Origin of the sequence: Anaerococcus sp., from assembly GCF_030825785.1 — a bacterium.
Classification (GTDB): domain Bacteria; phylum Bacillota; class Clostridia; order Tissierellales; family Peptoniphilaceae; genus Anaerococcus.
Genome location: NZ_JAPJPG010000008.1, coordinates 31,844 through 50,591, shown reverse-complemented (window position 1 = coordinate 50,591; position 18,748 = coordinate 31,844). Strand labels below are relative to the sequence as shown.

Genomic DNA, 18,748 nt, shown 5'->3' with positions numbered 1-18,748 from the left:
GTATTCTTCGCTAGATTTTCTAATTCTTTCTGGATCTTTGAAGAAATCTTTGCTTAATTTTACAAGAACTGGGCTTAGGGCTATGAGAGCTATGAGGTTAGGTAGGGCCATGAGACCATTTAGGATATTTGCTATAGTCCAGGTAAGGCCTAAGTCCATATTTGCTCCCAGAAAGACAAAAATCACATAGACTATCCTATAAGGGATAAAGGCTTTTTTGCCAAATAGAAATCCTATACTTACCTCTCCGTAGTAGGCCCAACCAAGGATAGTAGATAGGGCAAAAAGGGTTAGGCCAATTGTTACAATCATAGGACCTAAGCTTGATCCACTAGCAAAAGCCTGGGAGACTAGGGCACTTGCATCGACATTTGCTCTTGTGTTAACCCCGGTAGTAAGAATTACCAAGGCTGTCATGGTACAAATTATGATGGTATCGACAAAGACTTCCGCTATTCCCCAAAGACCTTGGCGGATAGGGTGGTCGGTCTTGGCAGAAGCGTGAGCTATAGGAGATGATCCAAGGCCTGCTTCATTGGTGAAAACTCCACGAGCGATACCGGCACTTACGACAGACCTAATAGAAAGACCTGCAAATCCTCCTCCAAGAGAATTGGGGCTTATGGCTCCTTGAAATATTTCCTTAAAGGCAGGAAGGATATTAGAATAATTAACGACTAAGACGCTGATACATCCTCCTATATAAAGAATAGACATGAGGGGAACTAGTTTCTCTGTAACCTTGGATATGGAATTAATACCTCCGACGATTACAATTGCCGCAATTATGCTTAGGATTATCCCAGTTATTAGGGGATTGATATTTAAGTTTTCCTTAAGAACTCCAGCTATAGCATTGGACTGGGTAGAGTTTCCTATACCGAAAACAGCAAGGCCAGAAAAGATTGCAAAGGCCTTGGCGAGTTTCTCATTGCCCATACCGTTTTTAATATAATACATGGGTCCGCCCACAAAGCCCTTACCCTTCTTTTCTCTATACAAAACCGCAAGGCTTACCTCGGCAAACTTAGTTGCCATACCGAAAATTGCCGCAAGCCACATCCAAAATATAGCTCCAGGTCCACCCAAGAGAATGGCGATGGAAACACCTACTATATTTCCTGTCCCAACTGTTCCTGCAAGGGCTGTGGCTAGGGCCTGGAAGGGTGATATGTCGCCACTTTTGTGGTCGTGGTCCTTTTCGAAAATATTTCCCAAGGTATGCCTTAGGGCAAAGGGTAATTTCCTAAATTGAATGCCGCCTGTCTTAATACTTATGTATATGCCAGTTCCTAGGATGCCCAAGATTAGGGGCAGTCCCCAGAGGAACTTATCAAAAGCTTTTAATAATTCTATCATAAATCCTCCAAAATTTTATTTTATTATTTTATCCCTAAATTAAAAAAAATACAATAGAATGTAAAAAAATAACATAGAAAAATCCCTAGAAATTTTTACATCTCTAGGGATTATTAACTTATTTTATTAGATTGAGGTAAAATTCTGATAATTTTTCTGCAGTTTCTCTTATATCAAATCCTGCTTTTTTTATCATCTCGCTTGTATCTTCTCTTTGGTAGGGAAGTGCCTTTTGGATTTCTTCAATCCATGGCCTTGTGCCCCCATCAATTGGGATAAATTCGACTAAATCTGTTATCTTAGAGTTTTTGTCTATGGTGTCTGATAATAGACACTTAAGCCCTGCGGCCTGGGCCTCTATGGTAGATACGGCAAGTCCCTCGTATAAAGAAGGAAGGATAAAGATGTCTATAGCTTGGAGGAGCTCATTTACATAGCCGATAGAACCCAAAAAGATTACCTTATCTTCTATTCCTAAGGCCTTCACCTTTTTTTCTATCTCTTCTTTAAGATCTCCGACTCCTGCAAGAACTAGGAGATAATCGTCATCTTCCTTTATTAAGTCGGCAAATATATCGATTAGGAAGGAGTGGTTTTTCTGCTTGTTAAATCTTGCTATATGGCCTAAGACTTTTTTATCGGAAAATCCGAGTTTTTCTCTGATTTTAGCTCTTATGTCTGGATTGTAGGTGAAATTTTCAACTTCGATGCCATTATCTATAACTGTAAAGTCTTTATCTCTACCGAACATCCAATATCCTGCATCGACTGAGCAGGCGAAGCGGTAGTCGGCCTTAGCATCTACGTTTTTATTTAGGACATCCATGACCTTTCCCTTAAAGCCAGGAATGTTTTGGGTGTTGTGGCTGTGGGCTATGGCAATTCTTCCATTTTTCTTTGACTCATCCATTACAAGGGCTACTATAGATTCTTTGTGGCAGTGGATGATCTTGTATTCTGGGTGATCTTTTAGCAGTTTATCCCAGGTCTTCTTGTAGGCGAAGTGGTTGGTGCCTTTGTAGTTTGGAATCCTGTAGACCTTCCCTCCGAGCTTTCTTACTTCTTCCTCATAGGCCCCTTCTTCTTCGTGGTGGACTACGAAGTCAAATTGGATCTTGCTTCTGTCTATATTTCTATAGATATTCATTACTAAAGTCTCGGCTCCTCCACGATTTAAGGTGCCAAAGACATGGAGTATTCTTTCTGTCATGATCTTCCTTTCAATTTTTCTTATCTATGCTTGATATAATGGATTTTGTCATAATACTCGTCTGGTCATTGTCATTTAGAGGTCCTAGGATAAAAAACGTTACAAATTCATCCTTAGTCTCTATTACGACCTTATCTCCCTTAAGGGAAAATGATGGAAGATAAAGCCTCGCCCCGTTTCTTATGTAAGAGAGTTTGTTTATATCGCCCTTCTCGCTTACTCCACTTGTTACGATATTTATTGGATAGATTATATCGCCTGAGTTAAGAGAGGATACTTCTTCTGGACTTCTACCATCTTTCTCGTCTACTTTTATTATAAGCTCTGAAACTACTTCTCCATCGACCTTTGATATATAGGCCTTGATTCCTTTCTTATCTTGGTTTAGGAGAAAGTTTTCTGGGATTTTGAATTTTATATTTCCCATTTCTACCTCTTTTGTGGAAAAGATATTTATCTTGTCTGTATAGTCGGTAAAGTCTTTGTCAATTTCCATAGGATCGTCGCTTTCCTTATACATGGCGATCAAGATATCGCTCATTATGTCTTTGGATTTCAAGCTTAGGTCTTTATCTTCTATTATTGTGAAGTGGATTATGGATGAAGGAGTCTTTACAAAAAAATGCGTAAGTCTTTGCTCACCCTTTTCGCTTACAAAGTAGGCTGAGTCGACATTAGTCATCTTATTTCTGAGAGAATGGCTAATAATACTCTCCCCACTATCAATAGTCTTTTCAGATAATTGACAAGTTTTTAAGATATCCTTTTGGCCCGAAATCTTGGTATTTGTCACTTCTTTAAAGCTTAAGAATATATTATAGGATGATCTATAAGGGAAATCTATAATATATTTATCATCACTCTTACTCTTAAAGACCTTGCATCTTTCAGGGATTCTTATGTGCATGTTGGCAAAGATAATTTCCTTGTTATAGTCGAGATTTGTTAGTTCATTTTTCTCGTAGGCCGAATTTGGATCTGTTTTAATATTTGCATAAAAGGAAGGCGCTGTAGATTTTAAGTAGAGGGTCTTATCTTCCTCAAATCCTGTCATTTTGTCGAAGGGATAGGCCAAGTTTGTTTCATTTTCCATAGTATTATTATCTTTAAAACCGCTATCGCAAGCGATTAAAAACATTGAAATTGTAAGTATTAGTAGTTTCTTAATCATTCTTATCCTCAAAAACTTGTTTAAAAATCTTATTTATCGGTTAATTATATCATATATAGGTATTTTATGATATAATTTTAATAAGGCAAATAGGGGGTGAAAGATGGCTGACGATATTTTATTGAAAGTCAAAGAGGCCGAAGATAAGGCTGATCAGACTATCGATAATGCAAAAGTTAAAGCTCGTGAGATCATCGACCAAGCCAAAATTAAGGCAGATGATGAGTACAAACAAACAATCACGAGAGCGAAAGAAAAGGCAAAAATGATTCTTGAGGATGCAGAAAAAGCTGCAAATAAAGACAAAGAGCCTACTATCGAGGAAGCTGAAGCTTACTCGGAAAAGCTTAAGAATCAAAGTAAAGATACTATAGATGGTATTGTTAAATCTTTAAGTGAAAGGATTATAGAAAATGGCAATAGTTAAAATGAATAAGTTTAACTTGCTAGCTTTTAAATCCGAAAGGGATGACTTACTAAATATCCTTCAAGCTTTTAACTATGTTCACTTTAACGATTTGGAAGAAGATGAGGAAAGAACCTATCTTTCAGAAGTTAGAAACACAGACCAACTTCAAAAAATCGATTCTAGTATAAACAAGGCCGATTATGTAATTAATCTTTTAGAAAATTACATGAAAGATAGAGACATCAAACCAGATACAAGTTTTACTGAACTTAGCTTAGAAGATGTAAAGAAAAAGGGTGCGAATTTCGACTTTGACCTTATATATGGCAAGATAAAAGACCTAGTAGGCCAAAGAGAGACGGCCCTAGGAGAAAGAAATGAGCTTACAAATAAAATAGAAGCTCTTAAGCCATGGAAGGATATAGATGTAGACATCCAAGAATTCTACGATTCTAAGAGAGTCTTTGTAGAGACAGGGACAATTTCTGATCAATTCTATGATTCGCTTGAAAAAGCCATAGTAGAAAGAAATCTAGAAAAGTCTCTAGTATACAAAGTCTCTGAACTTGATAAGACAAACTATATAGTTGCCCTATCAAGTATAGAAGAAAAGGAAGATCTAGTAGAACTTCTAAGAGAGTTCGGCTATAGCAGAGTTAAAATTAATTCAACTAGCAAGATAGGAGAAGAAATCTATGACCTATCTGGCAAACTCGAAGATAAAGAACAATTAATTAAAAATCTCGAAAATGAAATTCTAGATTTCAAAAAATACTTAAAGGACCTATATATTTACAAGGCCTATGTCCTAAACCTAAGAAGAAAGGAAGAATCAAGTGAATTTTTCCTAGAGACAGGGCTTATGAACGTTATTGAAGGCTATGTTCCAGTAGATGCTACTGAGAGATTTAAGAAAGATATTAAAAATGTTTTAGGTGATGCCTACATACTTGATATCGAAGAAGCTGATAAGGAAGATAGCTTGGTTCCAATAATACTTGAGAATAATAAATTGGTCGATCCATATGAGGAGGTCGTAAAGACCTACTCACTTCCAAAATACAACGAAGTAGATCCAAGTGGACTTGTAGCAATATTTTATACAATATTTACAGGTTTTATGATAGGAGACTTAGGCTATGGGGCCCTTGCAACAATAGCAATATTACTTGCCCTTAAGCTAAAGAAGTTCCCACCATCTACTGAGAAGAATTTGAGACTATTCTTAAGGATATCTCTTTCTGCATGTGTATTTGGAGTTATATTTGGATCAGTATTTGGTGGAATAATAGATGTACCATTTGGTTTAATAGATCCAGCAACAGACATCAACGAGCTTATAGTGATGAGCTTGGTAATAGGAGCTGTTTCATTGTTCGTCGCTTTAGCTGTAAAAGCTTATATGTATATCAGAGACGGAAAGCCAATGGATGCTATGTACGATGTAGGATTTATGTATATGGCTGTAGGTGGAGCGGTAGCTTTAGCCTTGACTAAAAACCCTATAGCAAAATGGGTTATGATTATTGGTATTTTAGGAATATTCCTCTTTTCTGGTAGAGAAGCTAAATCTATCGGAGGAAGGATTGGATCAGGTTTCTATGAAGTCTATGGACTTACAAGTTGGATAGGGGATTTCGTATCCTTCTTAAGACTTATGGCCCTAGTATTATCAGGAAGCTTCGTGGCCTATTCTGTAAACTTAATTGTAGACTTGGTCGCAGGCAATGGTTCAATCGGAGGAATCATAGCTGGAATTATAATCTTTGTTATATTCCAACTATTTAACATGTTCCTATCTTATCTATCAGCCTATGTACACGGTCTAAGACTTATATATGTAGAGATGTTTAATAAATTTTATGAAGGTGGCGGAGTTAAATTCCGTGAGATGATTGAAGATACAAAATTTGTCAAAATATTAAGAGGAGGAGACAATGAGTAATTTTTTAGTTGAAAATGGTGGTTTAGTATTTGCAGTTCTAGCAGCAGCAATCGCTACATTCCTATCAGGAATGGGTTCTGCAAAAGGTACAGGTATGACAGGTGAAGCGACAGCAGCACTTACAGTAGAAGAGCCAGAAAAGTTTGGTAAGGCACTTATCTTACAACTTCTACCAGGTACTCAAGGTCTTTACGGATTCGTAATTGGTTTCTTTATCTTCCAACAAATTACAGGTGGAGATATAGATACAGCAAGAGGTCTTTACCTACTAATGGCAGCACTTCCTGTAGGAATAGTAGGATATCACTCAGCAATAGCTCAAGGTAGAGTAGCTGTAGCAGGTGTAAACATCTTAGCTAAAAAAGAAGATGAATTCATCAAGGGTGTAATCTATTCTGTAATGGTTGAGCTATATGCTATCCTTGGATTCGTTATATCACTACTACTTGTACTAAACGCTTAATATTAGGATAAGATTATGGATAATCTTGAATTAATATTACAAAGCATAAGAGAAAAAGCAGAAAAAGAAGAAAATCAAATACTAGAAAAAAGTCAAGAAGAAGCTAAGACTATCCTAGAAGATATGGAAACTAAGGCTAAAAAAGAAGCTGATAAAATCTTAGCTGATGCTAAAAAGGAAGCTGATCTTACCATCTCAAATGAGAAAGTTTCTGCCAAAAGAGAAGCAAGGGATATCATTATCTCCGGCAAGAACTCAGCCATAGAAAGTGTTTTAGATAAGCTTTTAGTAAGTTTAAAATCTATGGACGAAGCATCTTATAAGAATTACGTCCTAAATACTTTGAAAAATTCAAATATAGAAACAGGCGAGATCCTCTTAGAAGATAGGTTTAAGAATCTTTTTAGCCTTGCTGATTTAGGAAATCTTAAAATCTCAGATGAGACAGTTGATGAAGGCTTCATCGTTAGAGATGGCAAGATAGAATATGACAATAGATTTTCTTCATTGATCAAATACAAAAGCGACGATATTAAAAAACAAATATCAGATATTCTATTTAAGTGAGGTGATTAGATGAATAAAGATGACTATATAAGCGCATCTATTTCAACGAGAATGTATGAAAAAAACCTCCTTACAAGGACTGACCTTGAAAGACTCAACGATTATGACTCTCTAAGAGATGTTTTAAATCAACTAAATGAAACAATCTACAGGGGACCTATCAACGATCTCGACAGGCCAGAAGAATATGAGAAAATTCTAAAAGATGAATTAAAAAGAGTCTACAAAGTAATTGAGGATATAGCTCCTGACAAGGAGATAATAGATTATATGAAGGAGAAATATATCTTCCACAATCTCAAAGTTTTGGTTAAGGAATTAATCCAAGATGCGGACTACTCTTCTCTTTACCTAGAGATGGGAGATGTTGACCTAGCATATATCAAGAAAAACCTCATCAAAGAAGATAGGAAAAGCGACTTTTTTGATAAAGTAGCAAGTCTTTCATCCGACAAGGAAGACAATATAGGCAAAGATCCTAGAGACCTATACCTAGACTATGCCCAAAAGGCCCTATCTTACTACGAAGATACGAAAAATCCTCAAGATATAGATATTAGCCTAGATAAGTCTTATTATGAGAAACTCTTACTAGATGCGAAAGCTCTAGACTTAGAGACTCTGACAGACTTCACTAGAGAAACAATTGATTTGATAAATCTTAAGAGCCTTCTTAGAGTTAAAAGTCAGGGCGAAGATATGGAAACTCTTGAAAAAATACTAATAGAAGGTGGCTTTATTGAGCCTATTAAGTTTAAGGAATATTTCTCTTACGAGATTAACCAACTTATAGGAAGTCTTTCTAATGCCAAAATTGGTAGCTACGTAAAAGACAGCCTAAATGATGATCTTAATCTCGATGATAATATCCTAGCTCTAGAAAAGGCCATAGATTCTCATATGACTGATTATACGAGAGATTCTAAGATGATAACTTTTGGTCCAGAGGTCCTAATGAATTATGTAATATCTAAGGAAACTGAGATTAAAAACTTGAGGATTCTACTCGTATCCAAACTCAATAAGTTGGATAAAGAATTTACTTTAGAAAAGTTGAGGAAATCTTATGTATAAGGTAGCAGTAATAGGAGATAAGGACTCAATCCTTGCATTCAAGGCATTGGGTGTTGAAGTATATACAGCAATAGATGGAGAAGATGCAAAAAAGACAATCAAAGATTTGGCTAAGAAAGAATTCGGAGTGATATTTATCACAGAAGATTTAGCCAAAGAGATTCCATCTACAATTGACAAATATAGAGAAGAAATGACTCCAGCCATTATCCTAATCCCATCAAACAAGGGATCAATGGGTATAGGACTTGCTGATATCAACAAGTCTGTTGAGAAGGCTGTAGGAGCAAACATTCTAGATTAAAGGAGCTTAATTTGAATAAAGGTAAAATTACAAAGGTATCTGGACCATTGATAGAAGCTAGCGGCTTATCTGACGCTAGTATCTACGATGTGGTTGAGGTATCAAAAGATAAGCTCATCGGCGAAATAATTGAGATGAGAGGTGATGTTGCCAGTATCCAAGTCTACGAGGAAACAACAGGGATAGGCCCTGGAGACGAAGTAGTCTCTACTGGACATCCTCTTTCAGTAGAACTTGGACCAGGAATGCTTGAGAGGATGTACGATGGGATCCAAAGACCTCTTGAGAAACTTCAAGATTTGGCAGGAGAATTCCTAAAAAGAGGTGTAACAAGCTCAGCCCTTGATAGGGAAAAGACTTGGGAATTTAACCCAATAGCAAGTGTTTCTGACAAGGTTGAAGCAGGTGATATCCTAGGAGAAGTTGAAGAGACTAGTGTTATCACCCACAAGATCATGGTTCCAATAGGCATAGCTGGAACAATCAAAGACATTAAAGCTGGCGAGTTTACAGTCGATGAAACAATAGCAATAATTGAAACAGAAGATGGCGATAAAGAAGTAACAATGCTTCAAAAATGGCCAGTTAGACAGGCTCGTCCTTCAAAAAGGAAAATTGACCCAGACGAACCACTTATTACAGGTCAAAGGGTAATAGATACCTTCTTCCCTGTTGCTAAGGGCGGTACTGCAGCAATTCCTGGACCATTCGGTTCTGGTAAGACTGTAGTCCAACACCAGATAGCAAAGTTTGCCGATGCTGACATAGTAATCTATGTAGGTTGTGGTGAACGTGGAAACGAGATGACTGACGTACTTAACGAATTCCCTGAGCTTATAGATCCAAAGACAGGCGAATCAATCATGAAACGTACAGTTCTTATAGCAAACACTTCAAACATGCCAGTAGCAGCCCGTGAGGCAAGTATCTACACAGGAGTTACCCTTGCAGAATACTTTAGAGATATGGGCTATAACGTAGCTATGATGGCAGATTCCACATCTAGATGGGCAGAAGCCCTCCGTGAGATGAGTGGTCGTCTTGAAGAGATGCCAGGAGATGAGGGATTCCCTGCTTATCTTGCAAGTAGAATCGCAGACTTTTATGAAAGAGCAGGAAAGGTTGAAGTTTTAGGATCAAGGAATGATATAGGTTCCCTATCTGTAATAGGAGCAGTAAGCCCTCCAGGAGGAGACTTATCAGAGCCTGTTACCCAAGCTACCCTTCGTATAGTTAAGGTCTTCTGGGGACTAGATTACGACCTATCCTACCAAAGACACTTCCCAGCTATAAACTGGCTATCATCTTATTCTTTATATCAAGACAAGATGGATAAATATATAGACGGCGAAGTCGACGAAGAATTCTCCAAGAACAGGAAGAGATCTATGAGTCTACTCCAACAAGAATCAGGACTTCAAGAAGTTGTAAGGCTGGTAGGACGTGACGCCCTATCTGATGACGATAAGTTAAAACTTGACGTAACCAAGTCAATCAGAGAGGACTATCTCCAACAAAACGCCTTCCACGATGTAGATACTTATTGTTCGCTAAGAAAACAAGATAAGATGCTTGCTACTATTCTTTACAATTACGATAAGTCACTAGAAGCCTTATCTAATGGAGTGGACCTAGAAGAAATTGAGAAACTTCCAGTTCGTGAGAAGATAACAAGACTAAAACTAATCTCAGAAGATGACTTAGGAAATATCGAAGAGATTAGAAGTGAAATTGATAAGCAAATTGAAGAGCTTATAAGGGAGGCATAATGTTAAAAGAATATAAAACAGTTTCTGAAGTAGTTGGCCCTCTTATGCTCGTTCAAGGAGTAGAGGGTGTAAGCTTTGATGAGCTTGTAGATATAGAAATGCAAACAGGTGAGCGTCGTCGTGGTCGTGTAATAGAGATTGCCGAAGATCGCGCCATGGTCCAACTTTTCGAAGGATCTACAGGGATCAACCTTAAATCAACTTCAGTAAGATTTCTAGGAAGACCTCTTGAGCTTGGCGTATCAGAAGATATGATAGGCCGTGCCTTCAATGGTCTAGGAGAGCCAATCGACGAAGGCCCTGCTATAATTCCTGAAGAAAAACGTGACGTAAATGGTACAGCTATAAACCCTGTATCAAGAGACTATCCATCAGAGTTTATCCAAACAGGAATCTCAACCATAGACGGACTAAATACCCTAGTTCGTGGACAAAAGCTTCCAATATTTTCTGGAAACGGACTTCCACACAACCAAGTAGCAGCCCAAATTGCAAGACAAGCGAGAGTTTTGTCAGATGATGAAGGCTTTGCGGTTGTATTTGCAGCTATCGGTATTACATTTGAAGAAGCACAATTTTTCATGAATGACTTTAGAAAAACTGGAGCCCTAGATAGGTCCGTCCTATTTATGAACCTTGCAGATGACCCAGCTATAGAGCGTCTATCAACACCAAAGATGGCTCTTACAGCAGCAGAATATCTTGCCTTTGAAAAGGACATGCAAGTTCTTGTAATTATGACAGATATGACTAACTACGCAGAAGCCCTTCGTGAGGTTTCAGCTGCTCGTAAGGAAGTACCAGGACGTCGTGGATATCCAGGTTATCTTTATACAGACCTTTCAACAATCTATGAAAGAGCTGGAAAGCTTCGTGGAAAGCCAGGAACAATTACACAAATTCCAATTCTTTCCATGCCAGAAGATGATATCACCCACCCAATCCCAGACCTTACAGGATATATTACAGAAGGCCAAATTATCCTTAACAGAGAGCTTTATAACCAAGGAATTGAGCCACCTGTATCAATCCTACCATCCCTATCAAGACTTAAGGATAAGGGTATAGGAAAGGGCAAAACTAGGGAAGACCATGCTGATACAATGAACCAAATCTATGCAGCCTACGCATCAGGAGTTGACGCAAGAGAGCTTCAAAAGATTTTGGGTGATTCTGCCCTATCAGATGCAGACCTTGCCTTTGCTAAGTTTGCCAAAGAATTCGAAGAAAGATACATCAACCAAGGTTACTACACTAACAGAACCATAGAAGATACCCTAAACCTAGGTTGGGAGCTTCTAAAAATTATACCAAAATCAGAGCTTAAGAGAATTGACGATAAGTTAATTGAAAAATATTTAGATTAGGAGTTAAGTATGGCAAGATTAAAAGTAACGCCAACGAGGATGAATCTAAATACCTTAAAAGAGCGACTTGCTACGAGTAAGCGTGGCTATAAGCTATTAAAGGATAAGCAAGATGAGCTTATGAGACAATTCTTGGAGCTTATTAGGAAAAATAAAAAACTAAGAGAAGAAGTAGAGAAGGAATTAGAGGATTCCTTTTCAGACTTCCTTATAGCAAGTGCTTTTATGAGCCCGGAATTTATGGAGGAAGCAGTAAGCTTTCCTACTCAAAAACTTGGCGTTGATATAAGTATCAAAAATGTCATGAGTGTAAGAATTCCTAAGATGGAATTTAAGGTCGAAGAAAATGAGAACGCCAGCATGTTCCCATATGGCTGTGCAGAAACATCCGCCGGCCTTGATAAGGCCCTAAAGGGACTTAATGAAGTTATGAATAGGCTCTTAGAGCTTGCGGAGCTTGAAAAGACAACACAGCTTATGGCAGATGAGATTGAAAGCACAAGAAGAAGGGTAAATGCCCTAGAATACAGGACTATCCCAGATCTTGAAGAGACAATCAAATATATAAGAAGCAAGCTAGAAGAAAACGAAAGAGCTACTATATCTAGACTAATGAAGGTAAAAGATATTATAGCTGAACAAAAATAAGCGTAGAGGAGAAGGCCAGTAGGTCTTCTTTTTTTACCTTAAATTACAAAAAAGCTTTAATATATAGCAAAAATCAGTATAGTATAAATTGCGCGGAAAATATCTTTTTGACAAAAAGTCAGCTAGATATTTCTTCTATATTAGAAAATTGAGGGGTTTTATGGAAAATAAAAAATCAAAACCGGCCTTAGTCTTTGCTCTATTGGCTATAGGTCTTAGTATATACATTTCAAAAACAGGAGTGGATACCTATTCCAGTATATGGTCCTTATTTCCACCAGTCGTAGCTATTTTTATAGCTCTTTTTACTAAGGAAGTTTTCTCTTCCCTATTTTTAGGAATAACAATAGGAGCAATCCTTGCTTCCAAGGGCTCTATTGCGAGATTTTTAAACAATATCGTAAGCGAAGGCTTTATCGAGTCTATATCACAAACATCAGGGATCTATATTTTCCTAGTAGTTTTGGGAATAATGGTAGTTCTAATAAATTATTCTGGAGGATCTCGTGCCTTTGGTAAATGGGCTCACTCCAAGATTAAGGATAGAAAACAATCACAGATCGCGACATTTTTTCTTTGCATCATGCTTTTTATAGATGATTACTTTAATTGTCTAACAAGTGGATCTGTGATGAAGCCAATTATAGATTCTCACAAGGTATCAAGGGCTAAGCTTGCCTACATAATCGATGCAACAGCAGCTCCAGTTTGCATGATAGCACCTATCTCTTCATGGGCTGCGGCAGTTTCTGGCTATGCAGAATCAGGATCTTATTCAGGAATAGAGCTTTTCGTAAAGGCAATTCCCTTTAACTTCTACTCTCTTTTAACCCTATTCTTTGTAGTTTGTATAATTGGCTTTAACAATGACTATGGTCCAATGAAAGATTACGAAGATAAAGCTCAAACAACTGGAGATATCAGCATAAGAAAGGAAGAGCTAATCGATCATAGCAAGGTAAACAGAGAAGGGGCTGTGATAGACCTAGTCTTTCCAATACTTGTCCTTATAGTATCTTGTGTCCTAAGTTTGATTAATGTGGGAGGATTTTTCGATAGTGGAAGTCCAAACTATCACGATTTTGTAAATGCCTTTGCCAATACAGATTCATCAATCGCCCTTGCCATGGGATCAATTGTGGCTTTAATCATAAGCATAATATTTTTCGTGGTAAGGAAGGTAATGTCATTTGAAAAGTCAATGGAATCTATATCAGAAGGATTTTCATCAATGGTATCTGCCATTCTAATTTTAACTATGGCGACAAGCCTAAAGAATATATCAAACGACCTATTAGGATCTACCAATTTCGTTGGAGGTCTTATGGAAAATGCAGCAATCGGATTAAGCTCATTTTTGCCTGTAGTTATTTTTGTGGTTGCAATATTTTTAGCCTTTGCTACAGGAACAAGTTGGGGGACTTTCGGTATATTAATACCAATAGTTGTGTCCATGTTTGACCCACATGATCCTATATTTTTAATAGCTATATCTGCAACCCTTTCAGGATCAGTTTGTGGAGACCACTTATCTCCAATATCAGATACGACTATAATGTCATCTACTGGAGCAGGATGTGTTCACCTAGACCATGTCAAAAGCCAACTACCTTATGGCCTAACTGTGGCTTTAGTATCTTCGCTTGCCTACATTATAGCTGGCTTTACCCATTCTTTTGTTCTTCCTTTAGCCTTTGGGATTATAGTAATCCTAGGCCTTATGCTTGTCCTAAAAAAGAGGGCTTAGGAAGGATTTTTTCTTTTGACAAGGAAAGCTTTTATGTATATAGTCTATATTAGATAATATAAGAAAGAACGGAGAAAAATAAATGGAAACTGGACCCTACCATGGTTTGATTACAACACTTAGTATAATATTATTGCTTTTTATAAATGGAGTATTTACAGCAATTCACACAGGACTTATCAGCTTAAATACATCAAAACTAGAGGAAGATTCCCTAGATGGAGATGAGAAGGCTAGTTCAATCCTTAAGATTTTATCAAATCAGGATAGACTCAACCAATCCTTCGAGATAGCCAATATTATATTTTCTCTTTTGACCATAGCTTACTTTGCAAAAAGGCTAAGAGAGGTCAGTTCAGATGGCTATTTTTGGGGAGGAATCTTATCAGAAAGATGGGTGACTATAGTTGCTATAATAGTATATACGATTCTTAAGCTGATATTTGTAGACAAAATCCCCCAAAGAATTGGCGTAAGATTCCCAATGGAGATTACTAAAAGAGCGATAGGTCTTACTAAGCTCATCATGATCATTACAAGACCTATTGTGGCCTTTACTACAGCTGTGACCAATCTTTTTATGAATATATTTGGTATAGAAGCTAAGAATATTCAAAAGCAAGTTACAGGTGAGCAGATTAAATCAATTGTCCAGATAGGTGAAGATCAGGGAATCCTAAGACCTATGGAGTCTAAGATGATCCACTCCATAATGGCCTTTGATGACTTACTTGCAGAAGAGATAATGACTGCAAGGACCGATGTCTTTATGATTGATATCAACGATAAGGACAAGGAGTATCTCGAAGAGTTTGTCAAGATAAAGCATGCGAGGATTCCAGTCTATGATGAGGAAGTAGATAATATCTTAGGAATTGTCTATACCAAAGACTTCCTCCTTCAAGCGACAAAAGTAGGGATTAGAAATGTAGAAATCAAACAAATCCTAAGACCTGCCTACTTTGCTCCTGACAAGATAGAAACCGACAAGCTCTTTTCTGATATGCAGAAGAAACATATCCATATGGCGATTTTGATAGACGAGTACGGTGGATTTTCTGGAGTTGTGACTATGGAAGATTTGATAGAGGAAATTGTAGGGGATATAGATGATTCTTACGATTATGATATTCCAGAAATTAAGGAAAATGGTAGGGATGTCTTTGTAGTCAAGGCTTCTGTCGGTATCAAGGATCTAAATGAGAAGATAAATATAGATATAGATGAAGATAACGAAAATTACGATTCCTTGGGCGGATTTATTTTAGATAGATTGGGCTATATACCAGAAGAGGATTCCAAGCTTTCCTTTGATTATAATGGCTACGAGATCAAAATCCTCTATATAGAAGATAACAGAATCAAGGCTGTTAGGATTAGAAAATTAAAAAATAAAGAAGATAAGGAAGACTAGACGATTCTCCTTGTTTTAGGCTCTATGCGGGCTTAAGGCAGGGAGATTTTTTATTGGATTAAATATTTGTATATAAATATTCTAACCTTTATTTTGGGTACATACTTAATAATATCTTATGTTAGCAAGGGATATAATCATCATATAATTGAGCTAGGCCCTAAGTTCAATAGAATTATGAGTCTTTTAGATAAAAGCTTTAAAATTTTGGGCATAATATTTCTAGATAAATATATCTACTTAGATATATTTGAGGAGTAAAAATGGAAAAAGAAAAGCTAAAAATTATCATAGGCCTTCATAAAAATGTCAAGGAGCTCGATAGGAGGACCCTAGATATAGCAAGGAGCTATGGGCTTTCCTTCAGTCAGTTTATGGTTCTAGAAGCCTTGGATTCTAAAGGAAACCTATCTATAGGAGAGGTTAGGGAGGCAATTCTATCAAGTGTCGGGACTATTTCACTTGTAGTTAAAAATCTTGAGAAGATGGGATATGTAAAAAGAAAGACAGATGAAAATGACAAGAGAGTCTCTATCCTATCCCTTACTGGCGAGGGGAGGGCTGTGATAGAGAAGATCATTCCAGAAAATGAGACCATGATATATGATTATATGAAGGACTTAAGTGAAGAGGAAACGTCAACTCTTCTTAGCCTTCTAAAGAAATTAGGAGCAAATATTGATAATTAATAGGATTTTGCCATTAACTAAGCTTATTTAGGATGGTAGGAGACCGTAAAAGATATCAGAAGGCTAGAAGACTTGAGAAGGAAGATTTTAGAGATAATTTAGAATTAATTAAGGAGACAAGATGAAAATAGGACTATTAGTAGGTTCCCTAAGACAGGGATCATTCAACAGAAAAATTGCAGAACTTTCAAAAAAAGTTATAGATGAAGGAAATGAAGCGGAGATTATAGATATATCTTACCTTCCTTTCTATAACCAAGATTATGACGGGGCAAATCCAATAGAGGAATATACAAGGATAAGAGGTGCGCTTAGAAAATATGACGGATACATCTTTTTTACTCCAGAATACAACCGCTCCCTTGCACCAAGTCTTAAGAATGTTATAGATATAGGAAGCCGTGATCCAAGGGGTAACCTATGGGATGGGAAGGTTGCGGCGGTATTTTCTGCCTCCATGGGATCTACTGGAGGAGCTATGGGAAATCATGCCCTAAGGCAGAGCTTCGTCTATGTAAATTTAATTACCATGAATCAACCGGAAGTCTATATACCAGCTATTCACACTCTCTTTGACGAAGAGGGCAAGCTAGTAGATAGCACTAGGACTTTTGTAGAAGATGCTACAAGAGACTTTGTAGATTTCGCAAGAAAACATTCATAAAAAGAAGCCTTAGTGGAGGATGAAGAAATTTCAAATCCATTAAGGCTTTTTTATTGGGAAAATTATTATTTACGGAATTAATAATTGTTCCCCTTATAAGGAACTTAAGATAAATTCTGTAATTCTATGAGTTGATTTGTTTTACTTTTCTAAAAATTTTAAAATAAATTTCAAGTTAAGTTTTAATGGGTTAGATTTCCATAATTATTGTCATTTTCCAAATATTATTACTCAATCATTGAAGAGTTCATCATCTTATCATACTTTTCAAAATAGACGAAAGATCCATCGAGAAGATAGATATTATGAAAACCGTAATGAGCTAGCATTTTGACAGCATTTGAAGACTTTCCTCCATTTGCATCGTAGAAGATAATCTTCTCATCCTTTGGTAGAAAATCATGGTCATTTCTTAAATCCTTGCCGGCAAGAGAGATGGCGCTTTTGATATGGCCCTTTTCGTAAGAGGCCTTATCTCTTAGGTCGTAGATCCTATAATTCTTATACGATTCGATTAATTCATGAATTTTGACATCCTTAAGCCTTCCTTCGAAGATGTTAATAGCCTGGTTTGCTAGGACATTTGTAGCATCTTCTACGGTAGAATATAGGGGCTGGTAGGCAAGCTCTAAGTCGTAGAGATCAAATATACTTGCTTCTTGCTTAATCATACTAGCGATTACATCAATTCTCTTATCTACTACTCCGAAACCTAGGCCCTGGGCTCCGTAGATTCTCCCGTCTTTATCATCGAAGAGTAGCTTAAGATAAATTGGCTTAGAATTTGGCATAATTCCAACAGAGTCCTTGTGAGCGATAAGACAAGTCTTATAAGCTAGACCCAAATCGGATAAACTTTTCTCATTAAGACCAGTCATTGCGATATTTAAGTCGAAACTTCTTAGGGCGAAGGTCCCAATAAATTCTGGAGGAGTCGCCCTTTTTCCTAAGAGATACTTCGCTAAATATTTTGCCTGTCTATGGGCAGGCCAAGCGAGATTAAGCTTGGTCTTTTTCTTTGTTAGGAAGTTTCTTGGATTAATAACATCCCCTATAGCAAAAATAGCCTCATCGCTTGTCCTAAAATTATCATCTACTTTGATAGATCCATCATCCTCAAGGTCAAGGCTAGCTTTCTCTGCAAGATCACTAAGGGGTCTTGCTCCTAGAGCAAGTATTACTAGATCTGCCTTCTTTTTTGAATTATCATCGAATCTTACATAATCTTTCTCGATTTCTACAAGCGACTTGCCCTCGATAATATTTATATCATTATCCCTAATATTTTCTTTGATAAAGCCCTTAAGGTCCATATCTATGATAGATAAAAGGGAGGTGTTTTTTCTTATGAGCATGGAGATATTAAGCTTCTCTAGCTTGTGGAGGGATTCTGCAGCCTCTATTGCTACGAAGCCACCTCCAGCAATGAAGACTTCTTTAACTTCATTTTCTTCCAAGTATTTTCTGATATTTTCTACATCTACTACGTTTTTTACTGAGAAGACATGCTCATGTTCGTAACCTGTGATAGATGATGGTCGATTTTCCTTAGTCCCAGGGGCAAGGATTAGATAATCGTAAGTCTCTTTAAAACTCTTGCCACTTAACTTATCCAAAACATTGACGTATTTTTCCTCCCTATTTATAGAGATTACTTCATGAAATCTTTCTGCCTTAATATTATAAGATCTGGCAAAAGACTCAGGAGTCCTATTTATAAGGGATGAAGAATTTTCTATATCATAGGAAAGATAGTAGGGGATTTCACAATTACCAAAGGATAAATCCCTATCTTTCTCAAACATTACAATCTCCACATCTTCGTTTAGCCTTCGTAGACTTGCAGCAAAGGTAGCTCCGCCGGCAACAGCTCCAACTATAACAACTTTCATAAAATCCTCTCTTTCTATACTTAGTAAGCTTTTACCCAAAAGAGGAAATAAATACC

The 18,748-nt window shown here is 37.1% G+C and carries 17 protein-coding genes; 13 read left to right on the top strand and 4 right to left on the bottom strand.

Going from position 1 to position 18,748, the window contains the following annotated elements; genetic code table 11:
- From RCH56_RS02320 to RCH56_RS02310, 3 genes are all read right to left on the bottom strand, one after another.
- A partial coding sequence (locus RCH56_RS02320; protein WP_306483387.1) for a sodium:alanine symporter family protein occupies positions 1 to 1,359 on the bottom strand: 1,359 nt, incomplete at its 3' end.
- A gap of 118 nt (positions 1,360 to 1,477) precedes the next feature.
- Positions 1,478 to 2,569 carry a glycosyltransferase family 1 protein gene (locus RCH56_RS02315; RefSeq protein ID WP_306483386.1) on the bottom strand — a complete coding sequence of 364 codons (1,092 nt, stop codon included), beginning with the start codon at positions 2,567 to 2,569 and terminating at the stop codon, positions 1,478 to 1,480.
- A gap of 10 nt (positions 2,570 to 2,579) precedes the next feature.
- Positions 2,580 to 3,740, bottom strand: coding sequence for a hypothetical protein (locus RCH56_RS02310; RefSeq protein ID WP_306483385.1), 1,161 nt, complete (start codon positions 3,738 to 3,740; stop codon positions 2,580 to 2,582).
- A 103-nt stretch (positions 3,741 to 3,843) separates the two neighbouring features.
- On the opposite strand from RCH56_RS02310, the gene RCH56_RS02305 reads away from it, so the two are divergent.
- From RCH56_RS02305 to RCH56_RS02245, 13 genes are all read left to right on the top strand, one after another.
- Positions 3,844 to 4,167 carry an ATPase V gene (locus tag RCH56_RS02305; protein WP_306483384.1) on the top strand — a complete coding sequence of 108 codons (324 nt, stop codon included), beginning with the start codon at positions 3,844 to 3,846 and terminating at the stop codon, positions 4,165 to 4,167.
- Positions 4,154 to 6,094 (top strand): V-type ATP synthase subunit I, encoded by a 1,941-nt coding sequence (locus RCH56_RS02300; RefSeq protein ID WP_306483383.1) that lies wholly within the window; start codon positions 4,154 to 4,156, stop codon positions 6,092 to 6,094. Before RCH56_RS02305 ends, RCH56_RS02300 begins: the two co-directional genes overlap by 14 nt.
- Positions 6,087 to 6,557 carry a V-type ATP synthase subunit K gene (locus RCH56_RS02295; protein WP_015778606.1) on the top strand — a complete coding sequence of 157 codons (471 nt, stop codon included), beginning with the start codon at positions 6,087 to 6,089 and terminating at the stop codon, positions 6,555 to 6,557. The genes RCH56_RS02300 and RCH56_RS02295 overlap by 8 nt, the downstream gene beginning before the upstream one ends.
- Before the next feature lie 15 nt (positions 6,558 to 6,572).
- A complete protein-coding gene (locus tag RCH56_RS02290) occupies positions 6,573 to 7,124 on the top strand; it encodes a V-type ATP synthase subunit E (protein WP_306483382.1) in 552 nt (183 codons plus the stop codon).
- Between the two features lie 9 nt (positions 7,125 to 7,133).
- The gene (locus RCH56_RS02285) at positions 7,134 to 8,198 is read left to right on the top strand and encodes a V-type ATP synthase subunit C (RefSeq protein ID WP_306483381.1); all 1,065 of its coding nucleotides are present in this window, start codon (positions 7,134 to 7,136) and stop codon (positions 8,196 to 8,198) included.
- Positions 8,191 to 8,502 (top strand): V-type ATP synthase subunit F, encoded by a 312-nt coding sequence (locus RCH56_RS02280; RefSeq protein ID WP_306483380.1) that lies wholly within the window; start codon positions 8,191 to 8,193, stop codon positions 8,500 to 8,502. The genes RCH56_RS02285 and RCH56_RS02280 overlap by 8 nt, the downstream gene beginning before the upstream one ends.
- 11 nt (positions 8,503 to 8,513) lie before the next feature.
- On the top strand, positions 8,514 to 10,271 hold the full coding sequence (locus tag RCH56_RS02275) for a V-type ATP synthase subunit A (protein WP_306483379.1): 1,758 nt from the start codon (positions 8,514 to 8,516) through the stop codon (positions 10,269 to 10,271).
- The gene (locus RCH56_RS02270) at positions 10,271 to 11,638 is read left to right on the top strand and encodes a V-type ATP synthase subunit B (protein ID WP_306483378.1); all 1,368 of its coding nucleotides are present in this window, start codon (positions 10,271 to 10,273) and stop codon (positions 11,636 to 11,638) included. The genes RCH56_RS02275 and RCH56_RS02270 overlap by 1 nt, the downstream gene beginning before the upstream one ends.
- Before the next feature lie 9 nt (positions 11,639 to 11,647).
- On the top strand, positions 11,648 to 12,286 hold the full coding sequence (locus RCH56_RS02265; protein WP_306483377.1) for a V-type ATP synthase subunit D: 639 nt from the start codon (positions 11,648 to 11,650) through the stop codon (positions 12,284 to 12,286).
- Positions 12,287 to 12,446: 160 nt separating this feature from the next.
- Positions 12,447 to 14,033, top strand: a complete 1,587-nt coding sequence (locus RCH56_RS02260) for a Na+/H+ antiporter NhaC family protein (RefSeq protein ID WP_306483376.1) — start codon at positions 12,447 to 12,449, stop codon at positions 14,031 to 14,033.
- 82 nt (positions 14,034 to 14,115) lie between these two features.
- Positions 14,116 to 15,447, top strand: coding sequence for a hemolysin family protein (locus RCH56_RS02255; protein WP_306483375.1), 1,332 nt, complete (start codon positions 14,116 to 14,118; stop codon positions 15,445 to 15,447).
- Between the two features lie 263 nt (positions 15,448 to 15,710).
- Positions 15,711 to 16,136 (top strand): MarR family winged helix-turn-helix transcriptional regulator, encoded by a 426-nt coding sequence (locus RCH56_RS02250; RefSeq protein ID WP_306483374.1) that lies wholly within the window; start codon positions 15,711 to 15,713, stop codon positions 16,134 to 16,136.
- A 121-nt stretch (positions 16,137 to 16,257) separates the two neighbouring features.
- Positions 16,258 to 16,800: an NADPH-dependent FMN reductase gene (locus tag RCH56_RS02245; protein ID WP_306483373.1), complete on the top strand. Its 543-nt coding sequence runs from the start codon at positions 16,258 to 16,260 to the stop codon at positions 16,798 to 16,800.
- A 227-nt stretch (positions 16,801 to 17,027) separates the two neighbouring features.
- On the opposite strand, the gene RCH56_RS02240 is transcribed toward RCH56_RS02245, so the two are convergent.
- Complete coding sequence (locus RCH56_RS02240) at positions 17,028 to 18,692, bottom strand: FAD-dependent oxidoreductase (protein ID WP_306483372.1); 1,665 nt, start codon at positions 18,690 to 18,692, stop codon at positions 17,028 to 17,030.
- Positions 18,693 to 18,748: the final 56 nt, after the last annotated feature.

Excerpts from the sequence above, each read along its gene's own strand:
- RCH56_RS02310 (WP_306483385.1), bottom strand. The coding sequence starts at position 3,740 with ATGATTAAGAAACTACTAATACTTACAATTTCAATGTTTTTAATCGCT.
- RCH56_RS02295 (WP_015778606.1), top strand. The coding sequence starts at position 6,087 with ATGAGTAATTTTTTAGTTGAAAATGGTGGTTTAGTATTTGCAGTTCTA.
- RCH56_RS02245 (WP_306483373.1), top strand. The coding sequence starts at position 16,258 with ATGAAAATAGGACTATTAGTAGGTTCCCTAAGACAGGGATCATTCAAC.
- RCH56_RS02270 (WP_306483378.1), top strand. The coding sequence starts at position 10,271 with ATGTTAAAAGAATATAAAACAGTTTCTGAAGTAGTTGGCCCTCTTATG.
- RCH56_RS02240 (WP_306483372.1), bottom strand. The coding sequence starts at position 18,692 with ATGAAAGTTGTTATAGTTGGAGCTGTTGCCGGCGGAGCTACCTTTGCT.
- RCH56_RS02285 (WP_306483381.1), top strand. The coding sequence starts at position 7,134 with ATGAATAAAGATGACTATATAAGCGCATCTATTTCAACGAGAATGTAT.
- RCH56_RS02290 (WP_306483382.1), top strand. The coding sequence starts at position 6,573 with ATGGATAATCTTGAATTAATATTACAAAGCATAAGAGAAAAAGCAGAA.
- RCH56_RS02280 (WP_306483380.1), top strand. The coding sequence starts at position 8,191 with ATGTATAAGGTAGCAGTAATAGGAGATAAGGACTCAATCCTTGCATTC.
- RCH56_RS02265 (WP_306483377.1), top strand. The coding sequence starts at position 11,648 with ATGGCAAGATTAAAAGTAACGCCAACGAGGATGAATCTAAATACCTTA.
- RCH56_RS02300 (WP_306483383.1), top strand. The coding sequence starts at position 4,154 with ATGGCAATAGTTAAAATGAATAAGTTTAACTTGCTAGCTTTTAAATCC.
- RCH56_RS02260 (WP_306483376.1), top strand. The coding sequence starts at position 12,447 with ATGGAAAATAAAAAATCAAAACCGGCCTTAGTCTTTGCTCTATTGGCT.
- RCH56_RS02250 (WP_306483374.1), top strand. The coding sequence starts at position 15,711 with ATGGAAAAAGAAAAGCTAAAAATTATCATAGGCCTTCATAAAAATGTC.
- RCH56_RS02255 (WP_306483375.1), top strand. The coding sequence starts at position 14,116 with ATGGAAACTGGACCCTACCATGGTTTGATTACAACACTTAGTATAATA.
- RCH56_RS02305 (WP_306483384.1), top strand. The coding sequence starts at position 3,844 with ATGGCTGACGATATTTTATTGAAAGTCAAAGAGGCCGAAGATAAGGCT.
- RCH56_RS02315 (WP_306483386.1), bottom strand. The coding sequence starts at position 2,569 with ATGACAGAAAGAATACTCCATGTCTTTGGCACCTTAAATCGTGGAGGA.